Raw genomic sequence first — 11,347 nt, forward strand, 5'->3', positions numbered from 1 at the left:
GGCCTGCCCATGTCTGAAGAATACTTATCTTCAACAAGATCATATATGAATGACCAGTCTATGGCTTTATCAATAAGCCTGAGCATGTGATCCTGAGGTACCAGGTCATCCATGCTCACAAACTGCATTTGCTCACGTTTTCTTTCGGTATTAGAAGTCATCATAAAGGCTATCCCCATCCCCAACTTTGATACTTCTATTATACCATAAAAAGTGCTGCAATCTCAGATGAATACTGGGTTTATAGCGCTTTTGCAAAGAAAAATCCACGGCGCATGCCGTGGACTTTGTCTACAGTCTGAGAGTTTGAGATACCTCAAACTCTTTCTTTTTTAAATCTTTAATTCCATAATAATCTCATCTTCATCTACATCTCCGGTATGATAAAACCCTAGGCTTTCATACAGATTCTTAGCCGCTGTATTTCCTTCAATGTAACAAAGACAAACCTTTTCAAACTTTCGTTCTTTTCTCATCCTATCGAGAATAAGCGTTGCCGCTTCTTTTCCATAACCTTTTCCTTGATATCTCTGGTCAATGAACAACTGGCTAAAATCATATGCCTGCATCTTAGGGCAATCGTAATATAATGCCATCCCTACAGGATTCTCATCATCGTATATTACACAAGCGTAGCTTCCATTTTCTCTGTACGCGTACGCCCTAGCCAATAATCTCATAGGATCAGAAACAAAATTTTTTTGTTCCTCCGAAACTGAAAGATCTTCTCTCCAGTTTTCTCCTGTCACTTTTTCTAAATGTATCATTTTTCCGCCTTAATATTATGTCTTTTTATAGCTTAGATATAAATCTCTCAAGTCTCTCCATTGCAGCCTTCAGGTTATCCAGTGAATATGCGTAAGAAATACGAATATATCCTTCACCGCAATCTCCAAAAGCTGTTCCTGGAACAACTGCAAGTTTCTCTTCCTTCAAAAGTCTTGTACAGAACTCGTCACTACTCATTCCAAACTTCTTAATAGAAGGAAATACGTAGAATGCGCCAAATGGTTCAAAGCAGGTAAGACCTATTCTTTCGAATTCATTTAAGAGATATCTTCTGCGTTGATTGTACTGCTCACGCATCATCTTAACATCATCATCACCATTTCTAAGAGCTTCTACTGCAGCATACTGGCTGGTTGTAGGGGCACACATTATAGCAAACTGGTGAATCTTGACCATCTGCTTCATGATGATCTCAGGCCCACAAGCATAACCAAGTCTCCAACCTGTCATGGCATAAGCCTTGGAGAAACCATTTATGAGGATAGTTCTCTCCTTCATTCCAGGAATAGAAACGATTGAAACGTGCTCTCCGTTATATGTAAGTTCTCCGTAGATCTCATCAGAAATTACAAAGAGATCTTTTTCAATAACTACCTTAGCTATTGCCTCAAGGTCCTCTTTTGACATAACCGCACCAGTTGGGTTGTTAGGGAAAGGAAGGACTAAGATCTTGGTCTTATCTGTTACTTTCTCAAGTACTTCCTCAGCTGTAAGTCTGAACTGATTTTCTTCCTTAAGCTCAATTGTAACTGGAACAGCATCAGCTAAAATAGCACATGGTTCGTATGATACGTAGCTTGGCTGAGGAATAAGAACCTCGTCTCCTGCGTCGACCATCGCTCTAAGTGCAAGGTCAATTGCTTCAGATCCACCTACTGTTACGAATATCTCTTTTAATGGATCATATTCTACGTTCTGAGTTCTCTTAATATAATTTGAAATTTCCTGTCTCAGCTCTTTTAATCCGGAATTGGAAGTATAGAAGGTTCTGCCCTTCTCAAGTGAATAGATACCCTCGTCTCTGATGTGCCAAGGTGTATCAAAGTCAGGCTCACCTACACCAAGGGAAATAGCACCCTCGGTTTCCTGAACGATATCAAAAAACTTTCGAATTCCAGAAGGCTTTATATCAACTACTTTCTTTCCTATTGGATTTCTCATGGTGTTATTATCTCCCTTGTGTCTTCATACTTCTTAGTAAGAATTGTTCCGTGATCCTTATATTTCTTGAGGATGAAATGTGTTGCTGTACTAAGGACAGTATCAAGTGTCGCAAGTTTATTGTTAACAAATCCGGCTACTTCCTGAAGAGTCTTTCCTTCAAGGATTACCATAAGGTCGAATCCTCCGCTCATGAGGTATACGCTGGTAACTTCCGGATACTTGTAGATTCTCTCTGCAATGCTGTCAAATCCAAGTCCTCTTGTTGGAGTAACCTTAACTTCGATGAGGGCATTTACCTTCTCGATTGAAGTCTTGGACCAGTCTATCATTGTGTGATATCCGCAGATCACACCTTCTTCTTCAAGCGCTTTAAGCTCGTTCGCTACTTCTATCTCTTCCGCACCAAGGAGTACGCTAAGTTCATGTACATCGATACGGCTGTTTTTCTCAATTGTCTTTAAAATTTCTTCTCTTGTACTCATGTGGATAAACGCTCCTTTAAATATGTTGTGATAAAACTATTAGCCAAGCACCTTATGTATCTCATCTGTCTGTGGCATCTCCAAAAATCTGGACTCATCAAGATTTGTAATGATCTTGTCTTTGCCCTTTTCAAGGTATCCAACAATGACTGCTGGAATTCCAGCCTCTTCTAAATCTCTTACAAGTGCCTCGCCGTCCTCAGTCGCAAATAAAAGTGCTCCTCCTGAAGTCAGGACGTATGGGTTTATCTCAAAGAACTCACATACTTCGATAGTCTCCTGTCTTACCGGGATACATTTTAAATCGACTTTTAGTCCAGTTCCTGCGCGTTCTCCCATTTCCCAAAGTGCGGCAAATATACCGCCACCAGAAATATCGTGAATCGCACTGACGCTGGACTTCATGGCGACTGCAGCCTCACTATTTATTCCAAGGAGCTTGGAAAGCTCCTCTGCATCATCTATAAATGGCTCCGGATACTTGGAAGCAAGCTCCGCTCGTTTCTCGGCTGCCAGCATTGCTGTACCTTCCATGCCTATCCACTTACTAACTACAAGGGCATCTCCCGCCTTGGGCTTACTCTTGTATAGAGCCTTTATCATGACTTCTGTTCCTACGCAGGTTGCAGTAACTATTGGTCTAGTAACAACTTCTGTAACTTCTGTATGGCCTCCTGCATAGGCTATGTCATTGATATTGCAAGCGCTTATGGCATCTCTGACAATCTTTTTAATTACTGCTTCTTCACTATCTTTATCAAGTAGTATATTAACTATCACATGGTCAGGCTTTATTCCCTGAGCTATCAGAGAATTTGCCGCCTTCATAACAGCATAATATCCGCACTTTGACACGTTTGTAGTAATAGTTGCTGTTGCAGAAAAACTATTTTCAGATTCAGAAAAAGCGCAGTCTGCCCCTACAGCTGCGCTTGTCTTTTTATTTGATTCAGTTTTTATGAGCTTTATGATGGAACGCTTGAGAGCATTCTCTGTTATCTTGCCAATTCTCATATAACCGCCATATTCTATGCAAATGTTTACAGTTTCAGATTATCCTTGTAATTCCTCTTCCTCTGCAGCTTGCTGGTCTCTAAGCTGCTGATTGGCTGCATCTACAGCATCCTGAGCTGCCTGTACTGCCGCTGCTTCATTTTCAGTTCCCTGAGCGTTCCTAGCTGCTCCAAGGGCTCCTGCTACAGCTTTGATAGTTCCAACATCTCCTGTTGAGATAGCTGTCTGTATCTTGGCCATGGCGCTTTCATCGGCACCAGCTGTTCCTATTGTGATAATTCTAGGAACCATCTTGTAGGTACTGCTATTTACAACTTCTCTGCTAACTTCCTGACCATTTTCAGTAACAATCTTCCAGAGCTGTGCCTTGTATCCAAGGTGCGCTGACTGTGTTCCCACATAGCCAAGTGACTGTGATGGGTCTGTTACATATTGATCTGCAGAAGCAGGCGTAGTCTCTAATACTTCGCTCTTGTACTCTACCTTATGACCTGGATCTCTTGTCTCAACGCCATAGATAGTAAATGTAATATGCTTGTCTGATGTAGTATAGCCTTCAATATAGATAGGAGCATCTGTGCTGTTTACAAACTTAAAGTTCTTGCCGCCAGACTCTGCAATAGCTGCATCTGCAGAAGGCTCTACATAAGTTACGATCATTGAGTGATTGTGTCTCTCTGTTACTTCAAGCTCAGCAAGAAGTACTGCATTATAAAGAGTTGTTGATACCTGGCATATTCCGCCGCCAACACTCTCAACTACAAGTCCGTTAAGATATGAACCTGCTGGGAAATATCCGTTAGCTTCTGTGAAAGGAGTGATAGTATCAAGAACTGAGAACTCCTCACCTGGATAAATAGTTGAACCATTGATATGCGCACATCCATTAGCTACGTTGGCACTTCTGGCTGCTCCAGATGTTCTGTAGCTTGTAGTGTAAGTTCCAAGTACGTCTCTTACCTTAGCTAGCTCTTCAGCGCTGCCTTTAGGAGCATCCTCTTTTACAGAGAGCTGAATAACTGTATTGTCTGCGCTCCAGTCATTCTTGATGAAGTCCTTGATGATTCCTACTGATTCTGCGACATCTACAAGGTATCCTGTCTGACCTTCTGTTACTTCAAAACCGTTCTCAGTTTTCTTGAGCCCGTAGTTTACTGTCTTTTGATCAAAATTCTTGCTGCACTTTGCAAGTACATCCTGCAAAGCCTCTTCGTTATAACCATACTCGATATCAAACTTGTGATTGTTTCTCTCAAGGTCCTTCATGGCTTTGTATCTCTGAACGATGTTGCCTTCGTGACCAAGAGCATATGCTTCATCTGCTATGTCTGTATTATTCCATGTAATGCCGAGATCTGAGGCCATAACTGTTATAGTCTTGCCTTCACCGGCTGATAATGTAAGTTCGCTGCTGTTTAATTCCTGGAAATAAGCTTCGATAGTGGTATTTGCATCAGCAATTGTCATACCGGATACATCAATGTTACCGATATATACGCCATTTGCAATTGTGCCCTTATCAGATGCCTGCACATTTATAGCAGGGCATACTAAGATAGATAAGAAAAGGAGAAAAATTCCTCCAAAAAATTTTTTCATAATGCTTCCTCTGTGCTATGATGAAAATAAAAAAAAATTACCCACTTTTACTGAAAGGATATTATAGATGAAATTACCCTTTTTAGCAAGTTTCATTATACTTGCAATCTTTTTCAATATCAGCATGCGTCGCGTTTCCAGAAAGGTCGAACAGAAAGAAGAAGACTTCTGGGAAAGGGAACGCAAATCAAACGAAGTTAGAAGAAAGAGCCTTGAAGGACTTGAATATGTTCACATCCCATTCAATCTCCTTCCTTTTGATACAGCAGGTGACAACGAAGCGCTACAAAATGCGGAAAATGATCTGAAAGCATTAGCCTTCGAAAAAATAGTTAACTTTACTGGAATTTCAAATACAGACCTAAAGCTCGAGTATGGAACAGCTAACATAACTGCTCTTACCCAATACGATCAGAACTATACCACTCTAGTACGTGCCCTTCAGAACTGGGGCGAGCTCCTCTACAATCAGGGCCGCTACGAAGATGCCTCCAAGGTTTTGGAGTTCTCAGTAAAGACTAGAACTGACGTAACAGCAACCTACAGACTTCTTGTAGATATCTACAAGACCAAGTTAGAGCTTAGTGAAGAAGAGATTGAAAAGAAGATAAACGGTCTTATTCCAATTGCCAAGAATCTTAACTCCCTTAGCAAAAGACCTATATTACAGCTACTTGGTGTTCCTATGGATGAAACCAAGAAAAAGCCACCACTTGTCACTTTCTAACTGATATAGCTATAAAAACAAGCCGCAATAGAAAACTTATTATCTATTGCGGCTTTCTTATTTCTTTTATCAAAGAGTACTTACAAAGCGGTCAAATGCAGCCTGACCTTCAGCTGTTCTCTTATATACACCAGCATCTTCAAGTACGTGCATGAAGACTTCTCCGATCTCTTTCTGAAGAATCTCATCAATGTTGCTATCATTTATTGCATCATACTTTGTCTTAAAGGCATCTACCCAATCTGCATGCTTCTCAAGAACTTCGTCTTTTCTGATATCTGCTCCCTCAAGGATTGCTTTCCTAAGGTCAGCCATCTCAGTCTTAAGTCTTGCTGGAAGTACTGCAAGTCCCATAACCTCAATAAGACCAATGTTCTCTTTCTTGATGTGATGAAGCTCAGCGTGTGGGTGATATACACCAAGTGGATGCTCATCAGTTGTGATATTGTTTCTAAGTACCAGATCAAGCTCGTAGTTGTCTTCGCGCTTTCTGGCAATAGGAGTAATTGTGTTATGAGGTGTTCCTTCCGTCTCTGCAAAGATGAATGCAGCTTCGTCAGTGTAGCCTCTCCACTTATTAAGGATCACATCTGCAAGAGCGATGATCCTCTCAGTATCTGGACCAGAAAGTCTGATAACAGACATAGGCCACTTAACGATTCCGCTCTGAACATCTTCAAAGCCCTTAACTGTAAATGTTCTCTCTACAGGAGCCTTGGCCATAGCGAATGTATAATGTCCACCCTGGAAATGATCATGGCTAAGGATTGAACCTCCTACGATAGGAAGATCTGCGTTAGATCCTACAAAGTAGTGTGGGAACTGCTTAACAAAGTCAAAGAGCTTGCAGAAAGTATTGTGCTCGATTTTCATAGGAATATGCTGTGAGTTAAATACGATGCAGTGCTCGTTGTAATAAACATATGGAGAATACTGGAAGCCCCACTTTGAATCCTGGATAGTTACAGGAATGATTCTGTGGTTCTCTCTTGCAGGATGATCAACACGTCCTGAATATCCCTCATTTTCCCAGCAGAGCTGACACTTAGGATAGCCTGACTGCTTGGCATTACGTGCTGCTGCAATAGCCTTAGGGTCCTTCTCTGGCTTGGAGAGGTTGATAGTAATATCAAGATCACCATACTCAGTAGGAGCGATCCACTTCATATCCTTTGCAATACGATAACGTCTGATGTAATCGCTATTCTTGGATAAGTTATAGTAGTAGTCTGTTGCTTCTACAGGATCTTTTTCATATTTAGCGCGGAACTTACTGATAATAGCGCTTGGTCTCTCAACCATAAGTCCCATGAGCTTTGTATCAAAAAGATCTCTATATACAACGCTGTCGTTTTCAATAAGGCCATTTGCTGCTGCAAAGTCATCCATATCCTTAAGAACTGCCTCAAGGTATGCAGCAAGCTCTTTTTCATCTGAAGGAACATCCCCTGCAAGCTTCTCAATATCTGTGCTAACATAATCAGCACTATCAAGGCCAAGGGCAATCAAAAGAGAGTTAACAGTATAGATAACATCCTCTTTCTCAATAAGGCCTGTGGCAAGACCATAGGCCACTAATTTATTAACTGACTCCTGAATATTGCTCATTTCCAAATCTCCATGATTTTATTAGATTACTTCTGGACCTGCACCAATTTCTACTGTGTAGAATGTAGCTTCGTATCCGATCTTCTTGAGATAATTCTCACCAACAGTCTTCTTGAAGTTCTCGATAGCTTCGTCCTTAACAAGAGAAACTGTGCAACCACCGAATCCACCACCAGTCATTCTAGAACCGATAACGCCAGGAATCTTCCAAGCTTCCTCAGCAAGTGTATCAAGCTCAACGCCTGTTACATCGTAATCATCACGAAGTGACTCGTGTGACTGTCTCATAAGCTCACCAAAACGTGCGATATCGCCGTCCTTAAGAACCTTAACAGCCTCGATTGTACGCTGGTTCTCATATACAGCGTGCTTAGCCTTCTTCTGCATATCTGAATCTGTCAAAAGATCTTTGTTTGCCTCGAACTCCTCGATTGAAAGATCACCAAGTCCCTTGATATCAAGCTTCTTCTGAAGGATTGAAAGAGCTTCTTCGCACATGCTACGGCGAGCGTTGTACTGAGAATCTGTGAGCTTGTGCTTCTTGTTGGTGTTAGCAACGATGATCTTGGCACCATCAAGCTTGATTGGAGCATACTCAAATGAAAGATCTGCTGTATCAAGGAATATAGCATTGTTCTCTTTACCCATTGCAACAGCGAACTGGTCCATGATACCGCAGTTACATCCGTTGAAATTATTCTCTGAATACTGACCAATAAGAGCAAGATCCTGATTTGTTACATCAAAACCATAGATATCTCTTAAGATAAATCCTGTTAATACCTCAAGTGAAGCTGATGAAGAAAGGCCTGATCCGTTAGGGATATTGCCGTAGATGACCATATCAAAACCTGCATCAAGCTTCATGCCTCTCTTCTCAAAAGCCCAGATAACACCAAGAGGATAGTTAACCCAGCCTGCTGCCTCTGATGGATTAAGTGCATCCTCAAGATTTGCCTCATATACGCCAAACTTCTCCTGGTTTACTGAATAGAAACGAACCTTCTTGTCATTTCTCTTGGCTGCTGCGCCATATGTACCAATAGTGAGAGCACATGGAAATACGTGTCCACCGTTATAATCTGTATGTTCTCCAATAAGATTTACTCTACCTGGAGCAAAGTATGCTTTAACATTTTCATTTTTGCCATAAACCTTCTCAAAGCTGTCAAGAACAGCCTTTTTCATTTCCTGATCGATCATATAACCTCCTTGATCCATACAAACGTTTAAGTGTTTTTGTGATTTTATCTTACGATAGAGGTGACTTCTTTTCTATGCCTCATTGTTTCATATACCTGTCAAAATGTTAAATAAAATAACTATAAAAAACCGGAGCAGATATTTTTATCTACTCCGGAATCATTATTTCAAATAATTAGTTCTTTGCTGCCTCTAAAAGCTTATCCTTAAGCTGGCTCTCGATCTGAGCAAGCTCTGCCTCAGCTTCACGACGCTTTGTCTTGCCTTCTGTCTGGATCTTGAGTACTTCGTCAAGAGTTGAGATAAGTGACTCGTTTGTATGCTTAAGAGTCTCGATATCAACGATTCCTCTCTCAGCCTCTTTAGCGCTCTCGATCGTAGCAACCTTAAGTGCATCAGCGTTCTTTCTAAGAAGCTTGTTTGTCATATCATTAACTTCTCTCTCTGCCTCAGCTGCCTGTGTAGCATGCTCGATACCGATAGCGATTACCATCTGGTTCTTCCAAAGAGGAATAGTATTAACGATTGTTGACTGGATCTTCTCAGCCATTACTGTATCTGAGCTCTGTACCATACGGATCTGTGGACCAGTCTGCATAGCGATTGTTCTTGTAAGCTCAAGGTCATAGATCTTCTTCTCAAATCTATCACACTTGTTGGCAAAGTCCTTTGCCTTCTCAGCATCCTCAGGAAGTCCTGTCTCTGCTGCCTTCTTCTGAAGCTCTACTAGTGTTGTGCTTCTCTCTTCCTCAAGTCTCTTCTTACCAGCAAGGATGTACATTGAAAGTTCCTTGTAGTAATTGAGGTTAAGGTCGTACATTCTATCAAGAAGCTCAACGTCCTTCATAAGAGTAACCTGATGTCTCTCAAGCTCATTGCTGATAGTCTGAACGTTTGTCTCTACCTTGCTGTACTTAGCCTTAAGAGACTCGATCTTGTTTGCACCCTTTTTGAAAAGAGCTCTTAATCCTTTCTCATCCTCATCAATCTCAAAGTTCTTGAGCTGTGTAACAAGATCAGTGATCATGTCACCAACTTCTCCCATATCCTTGGTCTTAACGTTGTCGATTGCTTTTTCTGAGAAATCTGCAAGTTTCTTCTGAGTACCAACACCGTAGTTCATGATACCTGTTGAGTTTGTGATATCGATCTGCTTGCTGAACTCCTCAACCTGCTTGAGCTCCTCTTCTGAAAGCTGAGCCTCAAGAGCAACGTTTCCGTTGTCCTTCTTTTCCTCTGCAGGTGCCTCCATTGTTGCTGCAGCTGCCTGTGGCTCTTCAGCTCCAAATGATAATGATGGTGCAGCTGGTGCTGCATCGAACTGTAAATCTGCTCCCATGTTCTCCTCCTTAAAATACCTTTCCTCTTATATAAATTTGAAATTTATTCCTGTTTGAGCTGCATAGCCATGCCCTGACCTTCTGTTGTCAGACCATCCTGTGCCATCATAGTCTTCATAACTGATATGTCTGAAGAAATATCCCAAGCCATATCCTGGAACATGCTATCAAGGAGCTTTTCAAAGGCCTCGTTGATAGTATCCATGGCTGTACTGATCTCAGCCTTAGTCTGCTGAACGTTTTCTCCTTGGCCTGCCTGCTTATCAAGCTCTACATAAGCATCAAGAAGCTTCTTGGTAGTAGGAAGATAATAGTTCATAAGCTTATGAAGATCATCAGCACTTCCAGGATTCTTTTTAACCTTTTCAAAGATCCTGTTCATGATATTCTCAAGACGATATAACTTGTCTGACATCTGCTCTGTATCTGGGATGATATCGTTTGTAGCTCGTACAAATCTGATATAATCTTCGCCCTCAGCGATAAGTCCCTCAACGCCAGTAAGGTTAGCTCTTGTAGTAGCATTAACTCCAAGTGAAGCCTTCTGCTGGTCAAGTTCCTTCTTTTCTCTGGCAAGTCTGTCCTTCTCAGCTCCAAGATACATCTGATATGCAGCGTCAGTGATCATAAATGTAGTCTCTGTGCTGTCAAACTTGGCTCTAGGAAGATATCCTGCCTTGACCATTTCCTTAAGATCCTTGGTAACTTCCTTGTCAGTCTTAACTACCTGCTGAGCAAGTTCTGAAACCTTAAAGTATTCTTTATCCTTGATGATATTTCCAAATTTGTGGAAAAGCTTGGCAAGCTTGAGTCTCTTGATACCGCTAAAGAGCCATAACAAACATGCTCCCATAGAAGCGATACCAGTAACAAGCATCCATAACCATGCTCCGCCAAATACTGCGCTAAATACTATTCCGCACACTAAAAGTGGTAAAGCTCCAAAAAATCCCACCAAAGATGAAAAAACAACACTCAGTACACCGTCATATCTGCTGACTTTCTTGGCAAAAAACGGATAACTTGTCTTAACTGCAGCGGCTGGATTCTGATTATAGCTATATTTTTGCTGATAATACTCTTTGCGTCCGCTTGAATACATCGTCCTCTGAGGAATAGTAACAGTTTTGACTGCGTCAGTTATCTCACTGGCAAGCTTGCTGTAATCATTACTATTGATCGCGTCAGAGACACTTTTTAATATATCTTGTCCTGCTTTTACACTAGAATCAATGATCTCTCTAGTGAATTCTTCTGTATTTTTCTCCACCCTAATCCTCCAAAAAGCGTCAAAACAACACCAAAAACGCAAGTCTATTTTACAGTAATTATCCACAAAAAACAATGATAATGCGTATCTTTTCCACTTGAACACACTAGTAGTTAGTTGATAATATTGTTTTGTAGAATTTCTTGTAATT

At 41.1% G+C, this 11,347-nt stretch carries 10 protein-coding genes and 1 pseudogene; 1 reads left to right on the plus strand and 10 read right to left on the minus strand.

The annotated features are described in order from the left end of the window. From BLS24_RS15160 to BLS24_RS14810, 6 genes and pseudogenes are all read right to left on the minus strand, one after another. Window positions 1-164: pseudogene (locus BLS24_RS15160) on the minus strand (IS5/IS1182 family transposase); the annotation flags it as partial. 168 nt (window positions 165-332) lie between these two features. Next, entirely contained in the window at window positions 333-767 is a 435-nt protein-coding gene (locus tag BLS24_RS14790) for a GNAT family N-acetyltransferase (protein ID WP_091760929.1), read from the minus strand. 25 nt (window positions 768-792) lie between these two features. Further along, the gene (locus tag BLS24_RS14795) at window positions 793-1,950 is read right to left on the minus strand and encodes a pyridoxal phosphate-dependent aminotransferase (protein WP_091760931.1); all 1,158 of its coding nucleotides are present in this window, start codon (window positions 1,948-1,950) and stop codon (window positions 793-795) included. After that, window positions 1,947-2,435, minus strand: a complete 489-nt coding sequence (locus BLS24_RS14800) for an Lrp/AsnC family transcriptional regulator (RefSeq protein WP_071177272.1) — start codon at window positions 2,433-2,435, stop codon at window positions 1,947-1,949. The genes BLS24_RS14795 and BLS24_RS14800 overlap by 4 nt, the downstream gene beginning before the upstream one ends. Before the next feature lie 39 nt (window positions 2,436-2,474). Beyond that, window positions 2,475-3,449 carry an AIR synthase-related protein gene (locus tag BLS24_RS14805; protein ID WP_091760934.1) on the minus strand — a complete coding sequence of 325 codons (975 nt, stop codon included), beginning with the start codon at window positions 3,447-3,449 and terminating at the stop codon, window positions 2,475-2,477. A gap of 39 nt (window positions 3,450-3,488) precedes the next feature. Next, window positions 3,489-5,048 (minus strand): VanW family protein, encoded by a 1,560-nt coding sequence (locus tag BLS24_RS14810; protein WP_091760936.1) that lies wholly within the window; start codon window positions 5,046-5,048, stop codon window positions 3,489-3,491. 67 nt (window positions 5,049-5,115) lie between these two features. Between BLS24_RS14810 and BLS24_RS14815 the strand changes: the two genes are divergently transcribed. Beyond that, window positions 5,116-5,775, plus strand: coding sequence for a tol-pal system YbgF family protein (locus BLS24_RS14815; protein ID WP_091760938.1), 660 nt, complete (start codon window positions 5,116-5,118; stop codon window positions 5,773-5,775). A 69-nt stretch (window positions 5,776-5,844) separates the two neighbouring features. On the opposite strand, the gene galT is transcribed toward BLS24_RS14815, so the two are convergent. The 4 genes from galT to BLS24_RS14835 all read right to left on the minus strand — a co-directional run bounded on the left by galT (window position 5,845) and on the right by BLS24_RS14835 (window position 11,196). Then, on the minus strand, window positions 5,845-7,383 hold the full coding sequence (gene galT, locus BLS24_RS14820; protein ID WP_091760941.1) for a UDP-glucose--hexose-1-phosphate uridylyltransferase: 1,539 nt from the start codon (window positions 7,381-7,383) through the stop codon (window positions 5,845-5,847). A 21-nt stretch (window positions 7,384-7,404) separates the two neighbouring features. Next, complete coding sequence (locus BLS24_RS14825) at window positions 7,405-8,586, minus strand: galactokinase (RefSeq protein WP_091760944.1); 1,182 nt, start codon at window positions 8,584-8,586, stop codon at window positions 7,405-7,407. Window positions 8,587-8,761: 175 nt separating this feature from the next. Continuing rightward, the gene (locus BLS24_RS14830; RefSeq protein WP_091760946.1) at window positions 8,762-9,925 is read right to left on the minus strand and encodes a toxic anion resistance protein; all 1,164 of its coding nucleotides are present in this window, start codon (window positions 9,923-9,925) and stop codon (window positions 8,762-8,764) included. 44 nt (window positions 9,926-9,969) lie between these two features. After that, the gene (locus BLS24_RS14835) at window positions 9,970-11,196 is read right to left on the minus strand and encodes a 5-bromo-4-chloroindolyl phosphate hydrolysis family protein (protein WP_091760951.1); all 1,227 of its coding nucleotides are present in this window, start codon (window positions 11,194-11,196) and stop codon (window positions 9,970-9,972) included. Between the last annotated feature and the right edge of the window lie 151 nt (window positions 11,197-11,347).

It is taken from the genome of Butyrivibrio sp. INlla18 (assembly GCF_900103635.1).
Lineage (GTDB): Bacteria > Bacillota > Clostridia > Lachnospirales > Lachnospiraceae > Butyrivibrio.